The sequence below is a fragment of the Chryseobacterium sp. DZ-32 genome (assembly GCF_059587025.1).
This window is the reverse complement of sequence record NZ_JCAIOM010000002.1, coordinates 35674-59912: the sequence shown is the minus strand read 5'-3', so window position 1 is coordinate 59912 and position 24239 is coordinate 35674. Positions and strand designations below refer to the sequence as shown.

The window sequence follows — 24239 nt, the reverse complement described above, 5'->3', positions numbered from 1 at the left end:
TCTGACATCTTAATATCTAAATAAAAATGGATTTACTTACATTTAAACTTATACTTGTACTAGCACTTTTTCTGCTGTCACTTACGATTGCAGCCTACTCTACCTGGGCAGAAAGAAAAGTTGCCTCTATTATGCAGGATAGAATTGGTCCCAACAGAGCCGGACCTTTCGGATTGCTGCAGCCTCTTGCTGACGGTGGAAAGTTTTTCTTCAAAGAAGACTTTACACCTGCCAATGCAGAAAAATTCCTTTTCGTATTAGGACCAGCGCTGGTAATGTTTATTTCATTGATTACAGGAGCTGTTATTCCTTGGGGTAAAAGTTTAAATATTGCAGGTACTTCTTTTGATCTTCAGGTAGCAAACATCGATGTTGGTGTACTTTTCATCATCGGTATGGCTTCCATCGGGGTTTACGGAATTATGATCGGAGGTTGGGCTTCGAACAACAAATATTCATTACTAGGTGCTATCCGTGCTTCTTCTCAGATGATTTCTTATGAATTGGCGATGGGATTAGCACTTCTTTCTATCATTATGATGTCTGGAAGTTTGGATTTAAAAGAAATCACTGAAAGTCAGACTACAGGAAAATTATGGGGAGTTATTCCATGGGTTTCAGGATTGAACTGGAACATTTTCTACCAGCCGATTGCATTCCTTGTTTTCTTTGTAGCTGCTTTGGCAGAAACCAACAGACACCCGTTCGATTTACCTGAGTGTGAATCTGAATTGGTAACAGGATACTCTACAGAGTACTCTTCCATGAAGTTAGGTTTATATATGTTCGGAGAATATGTGAACATGTTTATTTCCAATGCGTTCATGGTAGTTCTTTTCTTCGGAGGATATAACTATCCTGGTATTGAATGGGTAACTCAGAACTGGGGTGAAAATGCTGCAGGAATCTTAAGTATCGTAGCATTCCTTACGAAAACAGTAATCGGAATTCTGATCTTCATGTGGATCAGATGGACACTTCCAAGATTCAGATATGACCAGCTAATGCACTTAGGATGGAAAACACTAATCCCTATGGCATTGGTAAACCTATTAATTACAGGAGCTGTAATTTTAGCGTTTGGAAATTAAATTATCTAAACCTAACAGGTTTTTGAAACCTGTTAGGTTTGTGTGAATATTGAATATTGAATATTAAAAATTAAGATAACAGACAAGATTAGTCTAAAATCTGGTGTCTAACATCTAATATCTATAATTAAATGAAACTTACAAACAGATCAAAAGTTGTTTCCAATAAAGAAATGACCCTTGCTGAAAAAATCTACCTTCCTGCGATCTTTACAGGAATGGGGATTACATTTAAGCATGCTGTAAGAACCGTGATAAAGGGTGCTCCCGCAGTATATTCGTATCCGGAAGTACAGAAGCCAAGAACCACCATCTGGAGAGGCCAGCACGTTTTGAAAAGAGACGAAGAAGGCAGAGAAAGATGTACAGCTTGCGGACTTTGTGCGGTAGCTTGTCCTGCAGAAGCCATTACAATGACTGCTGCTGAAAGAACTAAAGAGGAAAAACATCTTTACAGAGAAGAGAAATACGCTTCAGTATATGAAATCAATATGCTAAGATGTATTTTCTGCGGTATGTGTGAAGAAGCTTGTCCTAAATCTGCCATCTATCTTACCGACAGGTTGGTAGACGTAGAAACCAACAGAGGTTCTTTCATTTACGGAAAAGATAAATTAGTTGAAAAAATAAATGAAAGGATTGATATCACCACAAGACAATCCGAGAAACAAAAAAATGCGGTAAAATAATGGATCAGTTTTTATTTTTCTTGGTGGCGTTTTTAGCTGTGGCAAGTGCAGTTTATTTTGTATTTGCAAGAAATCCTCTATATGCTATTTTGTCATTAATTGTTACGATGTTTTCAATTGCCGGAATGTACATTCTTCTCAATGCACAGTTCCTGGCAATCATCCAGATTATTGTTTACGCAGGTGCCATCATGGTACTTTTCCTTTACATCTTAATGATGCTTAACCTTAATAAACAAGACGAAAGTAAGAAGAACAATACTTTAAAATTTGTTGGAGTTTTTACTGCATGTCTTTTATTAATTGGAGTTTTAGGGGTATTCAGAGGAATTCAGGACCACCACATTGTTGTTGAAAATGTAGACAGAGGGGTAGGTCTTACGAAAAATCTGGGTAGACTTTTGTTTAATGAATATGTTTTACCGTTTGAGCTTGCTTCCATCCTAATTCTGGCAGGTATTGTAGGCGCGGTATTAATCGGTAAAAAAGATTTATAAAATTATGGGAGAAGTAAATACATTTATACAAAGCATCCCTTTGGACTACTTCATCATTCTTTCATCAGTATTATTCTGTTTGGGAGTAATGGGAGTATTGCTTAGAAAAAATGCTATTGTGATTCTGGGCTGTGTAGAGCTTATGCTGAATTCTGTAAACCTTTTATTGGCAGCTTTTTCAGCGTATAAAGGCAACGGCGACGGACAACTTTTAGTTTTCTTCATTATGGTGGTAGCAGCGGCTGAAGTAGCAGTAGGTCTGGCAATTATTGCAATGCTATATAGAAACACCCGTTCTGTAGATGTGAGTATATTTAATAAATTAAGAGGATAAGAATGGAGAATCTAGTATATGCAATAGTACTTTTACCACTTTTAGGGTTTCTTATTAACGGGCTGTTCGGAAAAAATCTTCCAAAAATATTGGTAGGATCTCTGGCTACTGCTGTAGTTTTCGGATCTTTCTGTATTGCAGTAAGCCTTTTCATGAATTTCAATTCTGAAAGCCAGCCTGTCATTGTAAAAGCTTTTGAATGGTTTAGAGTCAACGGAGTTCAGATTAATTTTGGATTTCAGATTGATCAGCTTTCTTTAATGATGGTAATGATCATTACGGGTATCGGTTCACTGATCCACTTATACTCTATCGGATATATGAGTCATGATAAAGGATTCTACAAGTTTTTTACTTACCTGAATCTTTTCATCTTCTCGATGTTACTTTTAGTAATGGGAAGCAACTACCTTATCCTGTTCATTGGATGGGAAGGTGTAGGTCTTTGTTCTTACCTGTTGATCGGATTCTGGTATACCAACGAAGAATATGGTAAAGCAGCAAGAAAAGCTTTCATCATGAACAGAATTGGTGACCTTGCGTTATTGATCGGTATCTTCATGATCGCTTCTCAAACCAATGCTGTAGATTATCTTTCTGTAGCAGAAAACGCTTCAAAATTTGAATTAGACGGAACAGTGATTATCTTTATCACAGCGAGTTTATTCATCGGTGCTACCGGTAAATCTGCTCAGGTTCCATTATATACATGGTTACCGGATGCGATGGCGGGACCAACTCCTGTATCAGCGTTGATCCACGCGGCAACGATGGTAACAGCAGGTATCTATTTGGTAGTAAGATCCAACTTCTTATTTACTTTAGCACCAACTGTACAGGGAGGAATTTTATTCATCGGGTTCTTAACTGCTGCTTTGGCAGGGTTCTATGCACTACGTCAAAACGATATCAAAAAAGTGTTGGCTTATTCTACAGTTTCACAGCTTGGATTTATGTTCATCGCTTTAGGTCTTGGTGCCTATACAACAGCAATGTTCCACGTAATGACACACGCATTCTTTAAAGCGTTATTATTCTTAGGTGCAGGTTCTGTAATCCATGCTATGAGCAACGAACAGGATATGCGTTTCATGGGAGGTCTTAAAAAATACATTCCTCTTACCCACGCTACATTCCTTATCGGAACATTAGCCATCTCAGGTTTTCCTTTATTATCAGGGATGATCTCCAAAGACGAAATTTTAGTAGCAGCTTTCGCTAAAAACCCTGTTTACTGGGTAATCTTATTTGTTTTAGCGGCAATGACTGCAACGTATATGTTCAGACTATACTACCTGACATTCCACGGAGAATTCAGAGGTACTGAAGAACAGAAACACCACTTACATGAAAGCCCGTCAAATATGACATTACCATTGATCGTATTGGCTATTCTTTCTGTAATCGGAGGTTTTATCAACCTGCCACACTTTATCGGTCACGGGCATTATGCCAAACTGATGGAATGGTTAAAGCCGGTTCTTACAGAACAAAGCTACAGCCAGATGGAAGCTACTCTTTCAGGAGTACCTTTCAATACTGAAATGATCTTATTAGCAGCTACAGTCTTGATGTTCTTCACTGTATGGTTCATTGTTAGAAATACTTATGTAAGTAAGAAAAAGATGGCTGTTGCAGAGGAAAACTATACCGGATGGGAAAAGCTTTCTGCTAAGAAATTATACGTTGACGAACTTTACAACGCATTGATTGTAAAAACTGTTGAAGGATTAGGACGCGGAGGAAAAATGTTTGATAAGGGTATCTTAGACCGTTTTGTAAACTTTGTAGGTGATGGTGCTGAAGACAGCGGAAAAGCTATGAAGCGTGTACAGAACGGAAATGTAGAGACATATATCCTTATCATGTCTTTAGCGGTGGGAATTATATTAATTGTTAACTTTTTATTACAATAATAATGTCTTGTTTGTTATTAACATTATTACTATTACCTCTAGTAGGTTCGGGATTAGTTTTTGCCTGGAAGAATAATTCCAGCAAATATTTGGCGCTTGGAATTGCATTGGTACAAATGCTCCTTACGTTTTACGTACTTTCGGATTTTGATTTTACTCCGACAGTAGACAGCGTATTGCAGCATGAGATCAATTATCCATGGTCACAATTTATGAAGAGCTCTCTTCACTTCGGTATCGATGGAATGAGCATGCTTCTTTTATTACTGACCAATATTCTGGCTCCAATCATTATTTTATCATCTTTCAACGAAAATGTAAACTATAGAAATACATTCTACGGACTGATTCTATTGATGCAGTTTGGTCTTGTAGGGGTATTCACTTCTTTAGACGGATTGTTATTCTACATTTTCTGGGAGGTAACTTTGATTCCAATTTGGTTCATTGCCGGACTTTGGGGACAAGAGAATAAAAGGTTTGAATTCACTACGAAATTCTTCGTATATACTTTCGTGGGATCATTATTTATGTTAGCCGGATTGATTTATGTGTACAACCACTCTGCATCATTCGCTTTAACAGATTTATATAATGCTCAGCTGAATGAAGTACAGCAGACTGTGGTATTCTGGTTTATTTTCTTTGCTTTTGCAGTGAAATTACCGGTATTCCCTTTCCATACATGGCAGCCTGACACGTATACCTACTCTCCTACTCAGGGATCTATGTTATTATCAGGGATCATGCTGAAGATGGCAGTATATGGTGTAATGCGATACTTACTTCCAATCACTCCGCTTCCGATTGCCGGAATTTCAGGACAGATTGTAATTATTCTTGCCATCGTGGGAATTGTTCATGGTGCATTGATTGCGATCATCCAGACGGATATGAAGAGAATCATTGCGTATTCATCTTTCTCTCACGTAGGATTGATGGTAGCGGGAATCTTCGCTTCAGCAGTAGTTACTTTAAGAGGAACTTTCAATGTAGAAGGAGCTGAAGGAGCTTTGGTACAGACATTTGCTCACGGTATCAACGTGGTAGGATTATTCTACTGTTGTGATATTTTATACAAGAGATTTAAATCAAGAGACATCAGACAAATGGGTGGTTTAGCTAAAGTAGCACCTAAGTTTGCGGTGTTATTCCTGATCATTATATTAGGTTCAATGGGAGTTCCATTAACCAATGGATTCATCGGGGAATTTATTTTGTTGAAATCAGTTTATGATTTCAATGGAACAGCAGCAGTAATTGCTGGTCTTACGGTAATTCTTTGTGCGGTGTATTTATTAAGATTCTACGGAAAAGCAATGTTTGGAGAAGGAGATGAAGCCGTTTTAAGTACAGCAAAAGATTTATCAGGCGTAGAATTTTCTGTATTGGCAAGTTTAGCGGTTTTTGTGATTTTACTAGGTATTTTCCCACAACCGGTAATCGATATGGTGAGTAGTTCGGTGAAGTTTATCTACCAATCAATGGTAAGTTAATTTGATATTTTAAGAAATGAGTGTTTTAATTATTGTTTTCCTAACGGCAGTTATTGCGTTATTTTCAGGAGTTTTTGAACAAGGAAAATTCGCAAGATACATTGGGATTTTGGGATTAATCATCGCATTGTACGTAAGTTTTATGCCGGAATGTTCGTTTTTCGACCATTACAAGCATATGTATGAGTACAGTGACAATACCGCATTATTCACTAAAATATCAATCGTAACAACATTATTGTTATTCTTCCTGGGCGGTTTTGCTTTCAGCAACCACAGAAGCCACCAGTCAGAATTATATGCATTGATGCTATTTGCATTATGTGGAGGGATCATCCTTTTCGGATATCAGAACCTTGTGACCATGTTCCTGGGAGTTGAGATCCTTTCTATTCCGTTATATGTAATGGCGGGAGCTAACAAAACTGATCTGAGATCCAACGAAGCTTCTATTAAATATTTCCTTATGGGTGCATTCGCAACAGGTTTCTTACTGTTTGGGATTGCGTTCATCTATGGAAGTGCAGGAAGTTTTGATCTGTACAAAATCCACGACTTTGGAGTAGCAAATGCTGGAAATGTAATGTTTATCTTAGGAGTATTACTAATTCTTTGCGCATTGGCATTCAAGGTAGCTTTAGCACCTTTCCATATGTGGAGCCCTGATGTATATGCAGGTTCTCCTTCATTAATCACAGCTTTCATGGCGAGTGTAGTAAAGATCTCAGGATTCTTTGCGCTGTTCAGATTGATGACGCTTGGTTTCGCTGGGGTTACTCACGAATGGATTAATGTTTTAGGGGTATTCTTAATCATTACATTACTTTTGGCAAACGTTATGGGTCTTGCTCAGACGAATGCAAAAAGAATGCTGGCATACTCTTCAGTATCTCACGCAGGATATATCGGATTGGTATTCTTCGGAATGACAAGCCTTTCTACTTATAACCTTGCCTTCTATCTGTTTGCTTATTCTTTATCTACAGTAGGAGTTTTCATGTGTCTGATCTGGGTAGAGAAATTAAAAAGAGAAACTTCTTTCGGAGCTTTCAAAGGATTGGCAAAAACAGAACCTTTATTGGCAACAGCAGCAACGATCTCAATGCTTTCAATGGCAGGAGTTCCGTTAACAGCTGGTTTCATGGGGAAATTTGCTTTATTCTCCCAAGCGATGAACGGTGCTGCATTCTTAGTACTGGTAGCTGTGTTAGGTTCTGCCCTATCCATTGCTTACTATCTAAGACTGATCATTGCAATGTTCTTCTTTAAAGAATCAACATTCAAATCATCAGAAAAAGTAACCCTTACTTACAACATTATTGCAGTAGTGGTTATTGCCCTGATTATCATCCTAGGAGTTTTCCCGGATCTATTTGCAAGAATGTTTGGATTGTAAAACGACCTTATTATAAATGATATTAAAACCTTCCATTTAATGGGAGGTTTTTTTGTTGATATAATTACTTTAAAATTTATTTATCACTTATCGTAGAATTACTACAGTTTATCTTTTTAAAATTTTATAGATTTACATTATTTGAAAAAAATTGATGATGAAAAAAGATTTTATCAAATATAAAGTGAAGCCAGATGATAGCCTCAACTCTATTGCATTTCGTATGAATATGAACAAACACGACCTAAAAGAGTTTCATAATCAAAACTGCGGGAAGATGGATAAGTTGTGGTTTGAAAGCCTGAGGGGAGTCGATTTTATTTTGATACCTATAGCCTATGTTTCTAAAGAAGAATATGAAGACCTATTACAAAAAAGACTTCCTTCAGCCCAGGATTTAGCTTCGCTTCACGCTGATGAATATAATATCACAGAAAATATACAGCAATTCAATAAAAATGAACTAACATTTAATTATAAAGTTAATATTGAAATAGATCAGAAGGCAACCCAGATTATTGCAAAAAAGAGACAAAAAAATTTCAAAAAAAACAACTGCACACCAGATGACAAAGTAAGTTCCCTTGCGCTAGCTTGTATGGAAACAGTCTCTCCCATTCCATTTATTATATCACCTGATGGAAAAATTTCTTCATTTGCCGATCATAAAACTTTAGTACAAAAATTTAAAGATAATCAAACAGCTATCAGAGATTTTTTTACAGGTGCGCCTTCAAAAGCCTATATTGATTTATTCTATGAAAATATCTCAAATGAAAAATATTTTCTAAAACAGATAAGCTCTACCTTATTAAATAAAGTATTATTTCCTGATATAAATTGGTTTAGCAAAAAATCAAGCTGGGTAGAACGTTTCAAAATATACCCCAATTCTTTTCCCTTGAAATTTGATTTTAATGCCGAATATTTTCATGAAAATATAGAATATGTTGAAACAGTTATTAAAGGAATAATTGCAGAGAATTGCAGTCTTCAGGAATTAATAAAAGGATCTCGTTTTGAAAACGAAAAACAGGAAGATAGTATAAACGCCAGCATAGAAATACATTATTTCACAAATAAATTTACTAAACAATTAGCGGAAGCAAGTGCCACAATATGTATTTGTCATAGGAATGAGCTATTTTATAAACACCACTTAAATCTAAAAACACAAAAATGAAAATTTATATCACAAAGAACAATGATACTTTTGCCGATATTGCCCAAAAGTTCAATATAAAAGATGAGAACTACTTAAAAACTTTTCATAATCTTTCATGCCCCCAAAATGATATTATACATGGAGAGTTAAAGGCAGGGAAACAAATTTGTATTCCTGAAGACCAAGAGTTTTTAGCTAATGATAAAAGCATCAGACCGAACGAAGATAAAAATTCTGATATGCAGAAAAGCAATACTAAAACTCATCCTGATAATAATGAAAGTTCAAACGAAGATTCATCTGCGGGAGAGTTAGGCAATACTTCTTCAAAAAATCAAAAAGAGACTAAGAAGACTGAAGAGGAAAATAAGGACTCCAACGAACATGATGGAAAATATTTCGTTATTCAAAAAGGTATATGCCAATGTAATCAGGGGTTCAAATTTCCAAGATTTAAAGTGACAAGTCATCAAAAACATTACTGGAATAATGCAGAAGGTCAAGATGATTATTTGGCTGTAACAGAAGATGATTTACAATTTGATCCATCTGTGCAACCTTTCGGTCAATGTAAACTAAAGCCGAGTTCTGGAGGATATCTACCTTGTACCTATGCTCCCGCAGGAAAATGGCAGAAAACCTATGAAAAAGTGAAGGTAATGGGGAAAAGTTGTCTAACAGAAATTTCTGAATTGATGTGCACTACCGGCGGAAAAATTATGGTCCTGAAGCATGGGCAACAAAACGGAATCAGCAAAACACAGATTGCCAATGCTGATTCTCAGGAACAGAATATTTATAATCCCATAGTGAACATTGATGAGCTGAAAGAAGAGATTGATAATGAAAATAGTTATGCACATTAAAATTATAAGGCAATGTCAAAAAAAGGTGTAGCAAAAATAACAGGTCCCACAAATCCACAAATTGGTGCTTCGGCATCCTATTCAGTTACAGAATGGTATAAGGAAACTCCTGCCAGCCAAAGAAATGGGAATAATGTCACTTGGGAACTCTTCAGAAAAAGAAATAATGGAAGTTATACTTCTACCAATATTAAAAAGAAAGGGGCAACGGGGACATTTACTTTTGAAGAAAAAGCTCTTGGACAGGAATTCTTTGTAGAGGGGTATCTGAATTCTCCTGAAAAAAAAGGCAATACCATTATTTACATAAGACCCACGAAAGGAGCACCTAAAATTATATCATTAACGCTCCTTGACAGCAATAAAAAAAAGATTACAATAAAACCTAAATATGGTCAGACCATAGTTGCGGAAATAAAAACGCAGAATATGTTTAAAGAAAAGCTGATTTTACAGGTTTGGGAACGAGACACAACAGAAGACACCGGACACAACAAAGACGAAAATACACTACTTTATGAAAAAGAAATTGCAGTTAATGCTAATGGAGTAAATGATGAAAATATAGTCCTTACTGAATTGATGATGAAAAAAGCTCAGGGAAGTGGAATATCTTTTATGATAGATGGAGGAGAACATGAATACTATTTGGTAGTTAAACATAATAATATTTCCACCTTCAGCCCACAAACAGTTCAGGTTCTGAATCAGATCATTGCGGTAAAAGGAAATGGCATCAATCCTCCACCGGAAAACCCCGAGACCGCCAGCAATGTGGGACAGGATCCTAATCAGCAAGGTTCTGAAGGGAAATGCCCGAGGTGTGAAAAAGATTTCACTTGGGATGAGATAAAAGAAATATTTGGGGAAAGTGACAAAACTTTCAGAATGGATTGTGTCAAATGGATTAATAAATATAAATTAGATTTTGGAATAAATACATGTGCAAAAAAAGCTCATTTTCTAGCTCAAATTGCAGCAGAAACCCATTTTAGAGAAAAAGAAATGGCAGAAGGAAATGTAAAATATATTCCAAGAAATATTCGCAGTGGTACTTTTGGGGATCGCGGTAAACTATTGGATAAAAGAGGACAGATTGAAGAATTCTGTAATGAAAGACCCGATCAAAAAAAGTTATTCAGTTTTTTATATGCGGCTGAAAACGGATTTGGTAACGGCAATGGAAATGAAGCCAGCGGAGATGGCTTTAACTTCCGGGGAAAAGGCTTGATTCAATTAACGGGCAAAGGTAATTACAAATCTGCAATGGGCTTGATTAAAGAATATGTTCCCGCAAAAATCTACAGCGAATTAATATCTTCGGAAAAAAGGATAAAGCATTTTGATAAATTTGAATTTGAAGAAAACAGAAAACAAAAAACTATAAAAGATGTAGATCTATTTGATTTTATTACTTACTATGACATGCCCACAGAGCCAAAATATGCTGTTCTCAGTGCATTGGCAGACTGGAAAGGTAAAGGGCTGAGTAATTCTACATTAATGGTTAATGATGTAAAAAATGTAAGACCTGTTAGAAAAAAAATAAATGTAGGCTTAAAAAATCTGGATGTAGCAACTGATTTCTTTAAAAAAAGTGTGTCTCATTTAAAAGTAAATGAATGTACATTAGGAAAGAACAAATCAACTTCCACTGAAAAAGGGACAGTAATTTTAGTGTCTGGAACCGATAAGAGAAGTGAAAAAGATCCAGCGCAAAATATATATTGGATCATGTACAAGACAACAGTCTACAAAGATATTACGTTAGCAACATTCAAAAAACTTAAAGGAGAAAATAAACTACCTAACCCTGACTATACAACATACTTAAGTAGAGATACACATCAAACTTATTCCAAATCTTCTAATGAAACATTTAAACATTCGGATAAAAGATTTGGAAAATACAATGAAATTCCTCCTGGTGAATACTTCCTAGTTCCAGGCTTAGATAGTCAAAAATATTTAATTTATGTAATTGATTCTGAATCAAAATCTGCAGGTGATGAAAATGGAATAAATGGACCTGATGGGGCAAGAGGAGGGGTTGCCCTGCATCATTATTGCCCACGCTTTTCAGTAGGTTGTTTCACATTCAATTCTGGAAAAGATACAACACCTGTTAAAAACTTTGTTAAAGAAATATCCGATTTAAATTTAGGCGATAATAGACCTGTACATTTTATTGTTGAGCCGCGTCAAGTAAAAGAATCACAATGGGATAACCCAGCATATGGAACTACAAAATGGACAGGAATTTAAAATAAATTAGTAATGAATAAGAATCTGCCACAAATAGTATTATTAATATTCACATTATCATGTGGACAAAATAAAACGAACAAACAAATGAATTCACAAAATAAAGCTCCCTATAACCTGATTGAAGAAGGTGATAACACTAAGTTCAATTATGATAATCTTTCACCAGATATTATCAATTACGGAGCTAAATCCTTAGAAAACTTCAATTATAAATTTCCTGATTCTGAATTGTTTTCCAAAAGAATATCAGAAGTTTACGGGGTAAATATTGATGAATATACCAATAGGATTGTCTCCCTGAGAATATCGGATTTTCCGGAAGTTGCTATAAAAAGTAAAGCATATATATTAGTACAGGATAGCGATTCTGATGCTAAATATTCTATCACGCCAGATATTTTATATCAGTATAATAAATTTATTATTTATAAAGATAAAACGGCGTTAAAAATCCTGAAAATGAGAGATCCTTATCTTACAAAAGATCTGGTTTTATATTATGGATATAATGAAGATAAAGATCTTGTAAGTTTTGCTTTCAAAGATTTCGATTTTTCAAACACAACATCTTTTCATGAATTAATCTTCGGAAGAAAAAATAAAAATCAACAATTTGTGCTTAGAAGCGGTATAGTGAATGACATTGAACAGATTGTTTATAAAGGCAAAACAAAAGAGATACTTTCTGAAGCAAAGGAAGGAAACGGATATGATTCATTGGGAGAAATTCTCAATATGATGTATAAAAATCAACTCGACTATGCAGAATGTGATAAAAGTATTGCTTTTTTATGTGAAAAGTCATTAAATGTAGGTGATATTGGAGATGTTCAGAGTTTTATCAATAAAAACAAAGGCTTTATTAAAAAGTTAGAACACAACAGTTATTATGGTAATGAAAGATTAAAAGTCTTTTGTGAAAACTTAGAAATATTCAATGGTCCGGACGACAATAAAATAATTAATGACCCTGACGGGTATACCAATTTAAGAAAAGATAAAAATACCACTTCAGAAGTTTTACAAAAAATAAAATCTGGTGAACAGGTAAAAGTTTTAGATGACAGTGGAGATTGGTGGCTTGTGGAAACAAAAGATGGCAAAAAAGGTTATATTCATAAAAGTAGAATAAAGAATGAGTAATACGTAATAAAATATATTTCGGTTAGTAACATTTAGACGATTTTTCCTTCTTTTTCGCCATTGTCAACATTTTTAACTATAAAGCTTTTCTATAGTCAATGGAAGCTTTTATTTTATTAAAAATGTATTACCATATAAAAAAGCTCAGATATTTTTATAAAAAGAAACAGAGATTCACTAAATTTAATATTCTTGTTAATAATTTCACTATAAAACAAAAATAAAGTGATAGAAAAGGCTATTTTCAACAATTAATAACAAATTTATAAATAGTGATTTTTTCATAACTTTACTTTAAATTTTTCAGCTCTTGGCTAATCTCTATAAAAAAGACTCTCCCTTTCAGGTTTATATATCATTCAAAAAATATTTGGATGTTCTGGAACATATCCGGTATAATGACAGACTGGAATACAGGGTCAATTATGCAGAGTCATTACTAGAGAGCACCCGAAATTTTAAAGACCTTAGAGAAGGCTTTCAGGATACAGCCCTTCTTGAAAAATATGAAGACCTCATCAGACTGCTTCTTGCAGACCTTTTCCCGACAGGCCTCACCAGAAACGAAATAAAAGCGGCAAGTATTCCGCTCTCCAACATTACCTTTAACTATACCGAAAGGTTTAAAGATATTCTGAAAGATGCAGGAAAAGATTTCGAAATAGAACTCAGGAATATTTCAGATAACGAATTCTATGTATTTTGCTGCTGTCTGATTCTTCAGAGCTACTTCAAAAAAGATATTAAAAGTACACTTCCGTTTTATTATGATATTCCCAACAAACAGGGAATCATGAAGCATTATAAAATTACGGTCAATTCAGATTTTACGGAAATTACTCCTACAGAAGATGCCAAAATTCCATCTGATGATATTCTGGATATGCTTTTGGAAAATCTTGATGATTTTAAACTCTGGAAAAAGTATTTCCCTTCACAATCGTGGATACTGAAAGGATTTACCATCATTTCACTGGTAGACTGTACCTCTGAAGTGGCCCTTTCCGATCTGAAATCAAGCATGATTGAAATTGATCCGGAAAATATGAATCCCAATGAAAATCTGACTGAAATTTTCAAATCCTATTTTGATGTTCCGGAACTCAACTTCGGGTTGATGACGTTCAACAAAAAGGAACAGAAACTTGATAAACTTCCGATTTACGAAAGTCTTCTCACAAATCACATCCTTGATTTCTGGATCAATGCATTTGATGAAGAAACCCGTAAGAGTACCTTCAATAATTTAAATCATAATTCAAAGCCTGTAGTTGTTTCCAATGTAAACAACCTGGAAGAGAATGTCAAGCTGCTTCCTTCCTTCAGTATTTTAAAAGACAATAATGTCAACAGTTTCATGGTAATTCCTATCATGAAAGATGGAGAACTCCTTGCGATCATGGAATTCACCTCTCCGATTGCCGGAAGTTTCAATGGCTTAAAACTTAAAAAACTGGAGTTTTTCACTGATATGGTTCTCTTCTCTCTGAACAGGTTTTACTTTGAGAAAAACTATCAGATAGAAGCCATTATTCAGCGTGAGTATACAACCATCCACGACAGTGTGGTCTGGAAGTTCAGAAATGAAGCTGAGAAATATTTTACGGCATCGCTCGGAAAAAAAATATATACTTTAAAACAGATTGCATTCAAAAATCTTACCCCGTTGTTTGGGGTTTCGGATATCCGTTCTTCTTCTGAAAAGCGTTTTAATCTGATGCTGCAGGATCTCAACCAGCAGATTGAATGGCTGAACGAAATTCTGACACTCACCAACTCGGATTCCGAAAAATTTATACTGGCACTGGATGTTTTTGAAAATGAGATCAACAATGAGATCAAAGCGGATACGGAACAACGTTTTCAGAGATTATTAAGGGAAGAAATTCATCCTTTTTTACAGGGAAAACTGGAAGTAAGAACCTCCAGAGAAATAAAAACAAAAATCAAAGACTACTTTTCACATATCTTTACTTCTACGGATCTGTTTTATCACCACAGAAAAAACCTTGATGATTCTATTACGCTTGTTAACCGGAAACTGGCAGATATGCTGGATGAAAGCCAGGTAAAAGCACAGGAAATTTTTCCGCATTATTATGAAAGGTTTAAATCTGACGGTGTGGAACATAATCTGTATATTGGTTCTACCATCGCTCCTGAGCTGCACTATACTTCAAAAGTAGTCCACAAACTGAGATACTGGCAATTGAAAACCATCTGTAAAATGGAACTTGAATTTCAGTCGTTCAAAAAGTATCTTCCGGTACCACTTGATATTGCTTCACTGATTTTCGTCTATAATGAAAAAATAGACATCCGTTTCAGAATGGATGAAAAACGTTTTGATGTAGACGGAGCCTACAATTCCTATTACGAGATTATTAAAAAACGTCTGGATAAAGCCCATGTGAAAGATTCTTCCGAGCGTATCACCGCTCCCGGAAAAATCACCATTGTCTATTTCGGAATGGAAAATCAGAAGGAATATTTAGATTATATTTCGAAACTCCAGAAAAAAGAGGTTTTGCAGCATGACGTAGAATTTTTAAGAGTAGAGGATCTTCAGGGAATCACTGGATTGCTGGCGTTAAGGGTTTCTTTTACACTTCCGCAGGAATAAAAATGATGCTTCTTTAATCCACAAAATAAGTATCCGGCTTCTTCAATTCCCCTTGAGGAATTCCTGCCTGCTCAAAAATAGAAAACTCAATCGTACGGCAGATGCTGTTTAAAGCAAGATCATTTTCCTCTTCACCAAAAGGTTCACCAATCTCCTGAATAATAGCATCAAGAGCAATAAAGGTATAACTGATCAGCAGAACGATCAATGGCATCATCCATCCCAACGTATCTACCAGCCCGAAAGGAAGCCAGAAACAATATAAATAAACGGTACGATGCAGCAAAACACTGTAAGCAAAGGGTAATGGTGTATTGTAAATCCTTTCACACCCACCGGAAATAGTAGAAAACTGGTTCAGCTGATGATCCATAGAAGTCATGACAATGGTATCAATGTTTCCTTTTTTATTCTGTTCGTTGAGCCAGTCTGCAATAAAACCAAGAATAATATTGGGAATAAATTTCTTGTTCTTCACCTGTTCCAATTGTTCTGGTGAAAGCAGTCTCGCAAGATGTTCTGTACCAGATTTATCTCTCAGCTGAAAGTTCAGTGACCATGCAAATGCAGAGATCAGCTTGATGATTTTCTCTTTTTCCTCTTTAGCTTCAGGCGAAGAATCCTTTACCAGCGATAGGATCTGTCTTGTGAGAGATCTGGTTTCAATGACCAGTAATCCCCAGAGTTTCCGCCCTTCCCAGAAACGGTCATAGCTTGCAGAATTACAGAATCCCATAAAAATGGCAAGTGCCAGTCCTATCAATGTAAAAATGGTAGGATTAAGATGCACTTTATAGTCAAAAATTTTTCCTTTGAAAAAGTAAATAGCCAGGGAAAACAGCGTGATAATGGTAAGCTGAACAACAATTTTCTTTAATACGGATCCTCTCCATATAAATAACATTTTCAGCCAATTCGTACGCTGTCTGACGATCATTTGTGTGGATGTTTATTAATTAAAGACTAAGAAAAGCCACCCCGAAAGATAAAACGGAAATAATAATTCCAGCCATAAAAATCTTGTAGGTAATGGATAAAAGTTTGTACTTCCTGTTAAGAACTTTCCCGAGATAATACAGATCCTTCACCATTGAGTCATAAATATAATCCCTGTCTTTAATAAGGTCTTTCATGGCGTTGTTATAGTCGTCAAACAACATCTGCTGAAAGTTTCCAAAGAACAGCAGGTTTACTTTTCTGTTGGCAATATCCTGAGAAGTAAATGTTGATTTGGTTACATTCGGTTTTGTAGACAGAATCGCAAATATGATCGTCAGTACACTTGACAGCAATAGTATGAAACTTGGAAGAATCAGATGTGAATTTTTAGGAGCATCCAGCTTCGGCACAAGCACGGAAAGACACACTGAAATAATAATGGCATTTACCGATAAAAGAATATTGGCTTTGCTGTCTGCAATGTCACTTAGTCTCGTATGATTGTTCAGTGTCACCCTGAATAAGGTATCAACACTTCTGTCCGATTTTTCTTTTTCTTTTTTACCTTCCGAAGCCTCCTTTTTGTTTTCTTTTTTCTCTTCTTCTTTTTCCAGCTTCTTTTCGATTTTTTTAATATTTTTCTTTTTCAGGGGTTCCCAGTTTTCTTTAGCATAATCCGTATAAAAAGTATGCTTATTTTTTAACATATCCAGATTTCCAGCATTCCATTCTTCATTGGAAAAACATCTTACATTCGTTAGTTCCCATTCTTTTCTCAAAGCATCAGAAATATCACTATAATCATGACCTGCAAAATGGCTGAAGTCAGCATCTTTTACAATTTTTTCCAGTAAATTCTGGGGTTCGTAATGAATTTTCGTAGCCAGAATAAGTTTTTCAACATCTGCAATATAGTTTTCAGGATAATTTTCCTGATGTAAAAAGGCTTTCATCACCTCCACACTTCTTTCTTCATGGTTCAGGGCACATTCTATATACCCTGTATCATGAAACCATAATGCAACAAGAACCTTTTCCTGATCCTCTTCAGAAACAGGGGTATTTTTCATGATTTCCTCAGCCTTATTAACGGTATAGGCAGTATGGATAAAATTATGATAAAAATATACTGAAGATAACTTATCTTTGAATAAGATTTCAACATAATTTTTAGCTTTTTGTAAAATGCTCATCCCTGAAATTTTGTTAATGTAAATTTATGAATTTATCCTTTAAAACTCATCTAAAAAATACTTCTATTGTTCTTCGAACGGTAATGTCCGCAGGAGCTCTTTATTCCTGTGCTACATATAACGTACAAAAGGGCAAAAACTTATTTGAAGTAAAAGATTCCGAAATAAAATCTGAAAGTGATTTTAAACTTTTTCTGATTGGAGATGCAGGAAATGCAGATGAACCTCAGGCACAAAAAACACTGAATTTACTGAAAAGTAAGCTGGATTCTGCCGACAGCAATTCTATGCTGATCTTTTTGGGCGATAATATCTACCCTAATGGTATGCCCAAAGAAACAGATAAAGATTATGCCCTGGCAAAACAAAAACTGGAAAATCAGCTAGCTATCACCAAAAATTTCAAGGGAAAAACATTAGTAATTCCCGGGAATCATGACTGGTACAATGGACTGGAAGGATTGAATACCCAGGAAGGACTGGTTAAAAAATATCTTGATGATAAAAAAGCTTTCCTTCCGAAAAATGGCTGCCCTATTGATGATATCAATGTTTCTAAAGATATAAAGCTTATTGCCATTGATACAAAATGGGTGATAGCAAACTGGGATAATTATCCTGGAATCAACAAAAACTGTAACATCAAAACCCGTGAAGATTTTTTCACCGAGTTTAAAGACCTGATCATTAAAAATCAGGGCAAAAAAATAATTGTTGCTTTACACCATCCTATCATCAGCAGCGGAACACATGCAGGTTTTAATTCTGCAAGATCTCATCTTTTTCCTTTAAAGAGTAAAATTCCTGTACCTGTAGTGGCCAGTGTCATCAATATATTAAGGAGTTCCTCAGGAGCCAGCCCCGAAGATATCAATAATCAACATTATGCAGATCTGGCCAACCGACTGAAAAGTATTGTTCAGGATAAGGAAAACATTATTTTCGTATCCGGTCATGATCATAATCTGCAATATCACGAAGATGGAAATTTAAGACAGATTATTAGTGGCGCAGGCTCTAAAACAGACCCGTCTACCATTGTAGAAAAAACAGACTTTTCCTACGGAGGAAGTGGTTTTGCGGTTTTAAATTTCAGAAAAGATGAAAGTACAGATGTTGAGTATTTTTCAACCAAAGATGCCCAACTTCAAAAGCTCACTCATATTTCCGTGATTTCCAAACCGGATGTATTCGTCAATAATTTCCCTAATTCTTTTCCTGCCACATTTTCTTCCACCATTTACCCGGTACAGCTAACTGAAAAAAGAAAGTTTTACCGCTGGCTTTGGGGCGATCATTACAGAAGATACTACGGAATTCCTATTGAAGCACCAACCGCCAATCTTTCGGAATTGAACGGAGGGTATATTCCTTTCAGGGAAGGTGGAGGAAATCAATCCAACAGTTTACGACTGAAGTCTGCAGATGGACAGGAGTTTGTAATGCGCGGTGTGAAAAAAAGTGCGATCCGCTTTCTTAACAATATGGCTTTTCAGAAAAGTACATTAGGAGAAGAACTTGCAGATACATTTCCTGAGAAATTCCTGCTGGATTTTTACACAACCAATCATCCGTTTACCCCTTTTACGATTGGAAACATGTCGGAAAAGCTGGGTATTTTCCATAGTAATCCAAAGCTGTATTACATTCCTAAGCAGCAAGCTTTGGGAAGGTATAATGAAAACTACGGGGACGAAATGTACATGATTGAAGAGCGTTTTTCTTCAGATCCTAAAACATTGGCTTATCTGGATCATGCAAAAGATATCGTTTCTACAGATGATGTACTAAAAAATCTTAACAAAAGCGATAAATATTCTGTTGACAGAGAATCTTATATCAGAGCAAGGTTGTTTGATATGCTTATTGGTGACTGGGACAGACATTCGGACCAGTGGAAATGGGCAGAATATGAAGCGGGTGATAAAGTAATCTATAAACCTATTCCTAAAGACAGGGATCAGGCATTCAGTAAATATGATGGTGCAGCCTTCAGAATCATTATGAATGTTCCTGCCATTCGTCACATGAAAACCTTTACAGAAGATATCAGCAGTGTAAAATGGCTCGCTATGGAACCTTATCCGATGGATCTTGTGTTCTTAAAAGGGGCAGACCAGAATGAATGGGAAACCCAGGCAAAATATATTCAGGAGCATCTGACTGATGCGGATATTGATGAAGCTTTCCACAATCTTCCGAAAGAAGTGCAGGATGAAACCATCGATGAAATTCAGAGAAAACTGAAAATAAGAAAGACAAAACTACAGAGCTATGCCGCTCAGTATTATGATGTACTGCAGAAAAAAGTTCCTTTGGCAGGAACGGTAAATCCTGATAAGTTTGTCATCACCAAAAACGGACATTCCGTCCTTGTGCAGCAATATAAGCTGGGTAAGAATAAAGATCAGAATGAACTTGTTTTTGAAAAAACCTATCATGATTCAAAAACAAAGGAATTATGGATTTACGGACTGGAAGATGATGATACCTATGTAGTAACCGGAAGCGGAAATCCTAAAATGACGATCCGGCTGATTGGTGGATATAATCATGATACCTATAACGTTGCTGATGGAAGAAAAGTGAAGATTTATGATTTTAAATCTCAGAAAAACACCTATAATGCCGGTAATGCAACCAAGAATATTACAGATGATTATGACATTAACAGCTATAATTATAAGCATCCTAAATATAATTCCGTTGCAGGATATCCAAACCTGGATTACAACCCGGATGACGGTGTGATCGTAGGCGTCCTGGCCAATTACACAGTAAATAATTTTATCCGCGACCCATTTACTCAGAGGCACAGTTTAAAAGCTAATTTTTATACAGCTACAGCAGGATTTAGCCTTACCTACAAAGGAGTATTTAAAAAAGCCATCTCAGGCTGGGATATTAACCTTGATGCATTTTATACGACTCCAAGGTTCTCTCAAAACTTCTTTGGACTTTCCAATGAAAGTGAGTATGATAAGGAAGAAACAGAAAGAGAATATAACAGAGCCAGAATTTCCAAGTTCAACTTTGCTCCATCCATCTCTCAAAAGAGCTGGATGAATCTCAGCCACCAGTTTCAATTGACTTTTGAAGATAATAAAGTACAAAGAAAAGCCGGCCGTTTCATCAACCAGTCTCCGGATGTGAGACCTGGAGTATTCAACAGCCAGCAGTTTGTTGGAGCCAATTATACTTTTGGTTATAAAAATGCTGATAATACGGCCTTCCCTACTCTGGGACTGGAATTTATGCTGAATGCAGACTGGAAAGCAACTCTTTCTGATTTCAATAAGAATTTCGTAACGGTAAAAGGAAAACTGGCCATTGACCACAGGATTGATAAAAAAGGAAAATTTGTATTCGCCAATTCCAGCAATGTAATGTGGATCAATAACAATAATTTTGAATTTTATCAGGCAGCGGCTATCGGAGGTAATAATGGAATGAGAGCCTTCAGAAACGAAAGATTCTCAGGAAGATCCTATTTTACCAATAACTCAGAAATCCGATGGGATTTTGGAAGGGTAAGAAATAATATTGCTCCTGCCAACATGGGTATTCTTATCGGATATGATATCGGCCGTGTATGGAATGACCATGAAAATTCCAGAAAATGGCATCAGTCTGCCGGAGCTGGAGTATGGCTGAGTATTGTAGAAATGATGTCTGCCAGATTAAATTATTTCTATGGTTCAGATGGTGGAAGGATTTCTGCCGGAGTAGGAATGAAATTTTAAGTTTTACACATGAAATAGTTAATGATGAGCTTTATAGCCTCAAATCAGTTTTAATAAAATTTAATCATTCAAATTTTGACTCATATTTTTTACCGATAAAACAAATATGGCTTTTATTGAAAAGCCATATTTTTCATTTATATAGGTACTATTTACATTTCTTATTCTCCTGAAAACTTCATACTGATACATTAAATGTATAAGAGTTTCTAGGTAATATAATTTGATGATTTTAACATTGATTAAAAAAAGGAATAGATACCAATCTGTTTATAATTGCAAATTGGGTAGATAAATATCTACAAAAAAATATAAAAATCACAAAATAGTGATATTTAAAAAAAATAATTAAGTTGCATAATTATTTCAAGCCTTTTTGATACATGTAAATCATCCTATCACTCAATTCTATTCACTTCTTTGCAAATCACGGATTATAAAAAAAAAATAATTTTGTTCTCTATAATCACAAAATATACATCCGATGATCAAAAGATTATTTCTTACATTGTTTCTAATCACAGCATTTTCTGCCAATGCACAGATCGGGATCTTGACATCTACTCCACAGAGAACACTGCATGTCAACGGTTCGTTACAGCTGGTAAAAGAATTAAATGTAGGAGGTTCTGAAAATGTACAGGGTACTGCAGGAAAGGAGGGAGAGTTTTTAAGTTCTAATGGAGCCGGTACATCACCAACCTGGCGAACGATAGAATCCCAAAGTTTTTTAAAGATTGTTTTTACGGGGCAAAAAACAAATATCTCACCTGGTACCGGTAGTTATACAGGAAGCAGCAGCGCAACAAACTATGAAGCACCATCCAGGAACTATATCTATAATATCGTCAATAAAATAGATAATAATTATATATCGTATGATGCCAATACAGGGATATTTACTGTTAGCAGAGCCGGATATTATAACATTTCAACTTATTTATCATATAACCTGAGTTTAAACGGAACCAATCAGACAGCAGGAACGGCAATATCCAGACTTGAGAGAAGTTCAGATACGAGTGATTATATTTCAGCAATGTCGACAGGACATGGAGAAAGAACAGAAAGTATATATCATCAACTGACAGGTATCAAGTTTCTTAATTCCGGAGAAACCTTTTCTCTCAGATGTGTTTATACCCAGAACTTCAGATTAGCATCAGGAAATATCAGCATTTCTTATCTGCTGCCTTAAAATTGAAAACACAAATATTTAGCACTACCAACAACAAATACTCAATCCAATGAAAAAAAATTTATTACTGACATTGTTTTTAGTCATGTCATTTTTAGCCAATGCACAAGTTGGGATATTAACACCAACTCCCCAGAGAACATTGCATGTCAACGGCTCACTGCAGCTGGTAAAAGAATTGAACGTAGGAGGCTCTGAAAATATACAGGGTACCGCAGGTAGAGAAGGCGAATTTTTAAGTTCCAATGGGTCAGGAACAGCTCCTACCTGGCGAACTATAGAATCTCAGAATTTTTTAAAAGTAGTCTTTGTAGCCAATAAGGACGATATATCACCAAATACAGGAAGCTATGCAGGAAGCCATTTAACCGGAACCTTTGAAAACTTTGCTCAAAATTTTATTTATAATATCGTTAACAAAATAGATAATAATTTTATTGCCTACGATGCAAACACCGGGATATTTACTGTCAAGAAAGCAGGTTTCTACAATGTAGCAACCTATTTTACATATGATTTAAACCTCAACGGAACTAATCAGACAGCAGGAACTGCAACGTCACAACTACAGAGAGAGGCTGATACCCAAAACTTAGTTTCAGCAGTATCAACAGGACATGGAGAGAGGACAACACAAGTATATCATCAGCTTGCGGGCATACAGCCTTTTGCTGCCGGAGAAACTTTCAGGCTAAGATGTAAATATACCCAGGATTTTAGATTATCAAAAGGTAATATCAGTATCTCCTATCTTACTCAGTAAACAATAGAACATCAATTACTTCCATAACATTCATTTATTTTAAAAACCCTTCAGATTTCTCTGTAGGGTTTTACTTGGTGTGTTATGGAAACGGAAAGTATAATAATACCTGGCCATTCTGATCATAATTATAAGTCCATTTTGATTTGGATATTTCCGGCTGCGGAGGTATACCGGTATCAGGATAATCAGCATATTCAGTCACTGATTCCTTAGCTCTAAAATTATTTTTTGATAAACTCTTTTCATAAAAATCATCATTAATCAAAAATAATTTTTTAAATGGATTTTTAGCATTGTCAAAATCTGAATATACAGTAGTTGTGAACTGTTTATCCTTACCAGTATCCTTTTCTAATGTTTCACTTTTAGAAAGATTACTATTTCCATCAAAATAATATGTTGTAAAAAACTCCTGATAACCACGCTTAGTATATACACTTATTGTATTGGATCCATACGTATAGGTCCTTGTCATCTCCAGTTCGGCAAAACTTCCATTCTTATAATACTTTTCAGCCTTAACAGGTCTGTTATTTTCCGTCAGATAAGAAGTTGTTCTATACCCGGAAGTCGTTTCCGATTCAAAATAATCTACCTGTATCTTATTGTTTGTATAAGTTAACTGAGTAACTATATCAGGATAAAAAACTTGGGTATTTGCTGTTACAAAATAGTTCCTTCCGCGCATTTTCTGTAAACGTCCGTTTTCATAGAAAAACTGATAATATTTTTCCGGACTGCGTAGTGTTGTGCGCTGATCCATCTCAAAAATGTATCCTTTATCAGGTTGTAAATCTTCAGTTTGATTTTCATTTACAGTTATAGATTCATCATTAGTACTACTGCAAGAGGAAAAACCAAGTACCAACAGGATATACAATATTTTTTTCATAGTTATTTAATCGGCTGTAAAGAT

General features: G+C 35.5%; 18 protein-coding genes. 15 read left to right on the top strand and 3 right to left on the bottom strand.

Annotation, left to right across the window (positions count from 1 at the left end; translation table 11 throughout):
* Positions 1-26 precede the first annotated feature (26 nt).
* The 12 genes from nuoH (at position 27) to AC59HC_RS02175 (ending at position 15484) form a co-directional block, all read left to right on the top strand.
* The gene (nuoH, locus tag AC59HC_RS02230; RefSeq protein WP_202843681.1) at positions 27-1091 is read left to right on the top strand and encodes an NADH-quinone oxidoreductase subunit NuoH; all 1065 of its coding nucleotides are present in this window, start codon (positions 27-29) and stop codon (positions 1089-1091) included.
* 131 nt (positions 1092-1222) lie between these two features.
* Entirely contained in the window at positions 1223-1780 is a 558-nt protein-coding gene (locus AC59HC_RS02225; protein WP_002983553.1) for a NuoI/complex I 23 kDa subunit family protein, read from the top strand.
* Positions 1780-2277: an NADH-quinone oxidoreductase subunit J family protein gene (locus AC59HC_RS02220; RefSeq protein ID WP_202843683.1), complete on the top strand. Its 498-nt coding sequence runs from the start codon at positions 1780-1782 to the stop codon at positions 2275-2277. The genes AC59HC_RS02225 and AC59HC_RS02220 overlap by 1 nt, the downstream gene beginning before the upstream one ends.
* Positions 2278-2281: 4 nt before the next feature.
* A complete protein-coding gene (gene nuoK, locus AC59HC_RS02215; protein ID WP_002983557.1) occupies positions 2282-2611 on the top strand; it encodes an NADH-quinone oxidoreductase subunit NuoK in 330 nt (109 codons plus the stop codon).
* 2 nt (positions 2612-2613) lie between these two features.
* A complete protein-coding gene (gene nuoL, locus AC59HC_RS02210) occupies positions 2614-4527 on the top strand; it encodes an NADH-quinone oxidoreductase subunit L (protein WP_120233372.1) in 1914 nt (637 codons plus the stop codon).
* Between the two features lie 2 nt (positions 4528-4529).
* On the top strand, positions 4530-6023 hold the full coding sequence (locus tag AC59HC_RS02205; protein WP_062675590.1) for a complex I subunit 4 family protein: 1494 nt from the start codon (positions 4530-4532) through the stop codon (positions 6021-6023).
* Positions 6024-6039: 16 nt separating this feature from the next.
* Entirely contained in the window at positions 6040-7419 is a 1380-nt protein-coding gene (locus AC59HC_RS02200; protein ID WP_105684347.1) for an NADH-quinone oxidoreductase subunit N, read from the top strand.
* A 154-nt stretch (positions 7420-7573) separates the two neighbouring features.
* Entirely contained in the window at positions 7574-8602 is a 1029-nt protein-coding gene (locus AC59HC_RS02195; protein WP_496557930.1) for a LysM peptidoglycan-binding domain-containing protein, read from the top strand.
* Positions 8599-9450 carry a DUF4280 and LysM peptidoglycan-binding domain-containing protein gene (locus AC59HC_RS02190; RefSeq protein ID WP_496557929.1) on the top strand — a complete coding sequence of 284 codons (852 nt, stop codon included), beginning with the start codon at positions 8599-8601 and terminating at the stop codon, positions 9448-9450. Before AC59HC_RS02195 ends, AC59HC_RS02190 begins: the two co-directional genes overlap by 4 nt.
* Positions 9451-9462: 12 nt before the next feature.
* Entirely contained in the window at positions 9463-11715 is a 2253-nt protein-coding gene (locus AC59HC_RS02185; protein WP_496557928.1) for a hypothetical protein, read from the top strand.
* Between the two features lie 87 nt (positions 11716-11802).
* The gene (locus AC59HC_RS02180) at positions 11803-12861 is read left to right on the top strand and encodes an SH3 domain-containing protein (protein WP_183037459.1); all 1059 of its coding nucleotides are present in this window, start codon (positions 11803-11805) and stop codon (positions 12859-12861) included.
* A 310-nt stretch (positions 12862-13171) separates the two neighbouring features.
* The gene (locus AC59HC_RS02175) at positions 13172-15484 is read left to right on the top strand and encodes a GAF domain-containing protein (RefSeq protein ID WP_496557927.1); all 2313 of its coding nucleotides are present in this window, start codon (positions 13172-13174) and stop codon (positions 15482-15484) included.
* 13 nt (positions 15485-15497) lie between these two features.
* Here the strand turns inward: AC59HC_RS02175 and AC59HC_RS02170 are convergent, their stop codons facing one another.
* Positions 15498-16421: a bestrophin family protein gene (locus tag AC59HC_RS02170; RefSeq protein WP_496557926.1), complete on the bottom strand. Its 924-nt coding sequence runs from the start codon at positions 16419-16421 to the stop codon at positions 15498-15500.
* A 19-nt stretch (positions 16422-16440) separates the two neighbouring features.
* Complete coding sequence (locus AC59HC_RS02165) at positions 16441-17616, bottom strand: Pycsar system effector family protein (RefSeq protein ID WP_343643554.1); 1176 nt, start codon at positions 17614-17616, stop codon at positions 16441-16443.
* A gap of 26 nt (positions 17617-17642) precedes the next feature.
* Here AC59HC_RS02165 and AC59HC_RS02160 point away from each other — a divergent pair, with 26 nt between their 5' ends.
* From AC59HC_RS02160 to AC59HC_RS02150, 3 genes are all read left to right on the top strand, one after another.
* Positions 17643-21359 carry a metallophosphoesterase gene (locus AC59HC_RS02160; protein ID WP_411414445.1) on the top strand — a complete coding sequence of 1239 codons (3717 nt, stop codon included), beginning with the start codon at positions 17643-17645 and terminating at the stop codon, positions 21357-21359.
* A 484-nt stretch (positions 21360-21843) separates the two neighbouring features.
* Positions 21844-22557, top strand: coding sequence for a hypothetical protein (locus tag AC59HC_RS02155; RefSeq protein ID WP_202843695.1), 714 nt, complete (start codon positions 21844-21846; stop codon positions 22555-22557).
* A gap of 49 nt (positions 22558-22606) precedes the next feature.
* On the top strand, positions 22607-23320 hold the full coding sequence (locus AC59HC_RS02150) for a hypothetical protein (RefSeq protein WP_496557925.1): 714 nt from the start codon (positions 22607-22609) through the stop codon (positions 23318-23320).
* Positions 23321-23402: 82 nt separating this feature from the next.
* Here the strand turns inward: AC59HC_RS02150 and AC59HC_RS02145 are convergent, their stop codons facing one another.
* Positions 23403-24215, bottom strand: a complete 813-nt coding sequence (locus AC59HC_RS02145) for a hypothetical protein (RefSeq protein WP_202843699.1) — start codon at positions 24213-24215, stop codon at positions 23403-23405.
* Positions 24216-24239: the final 24 nt, after the last annotated feature.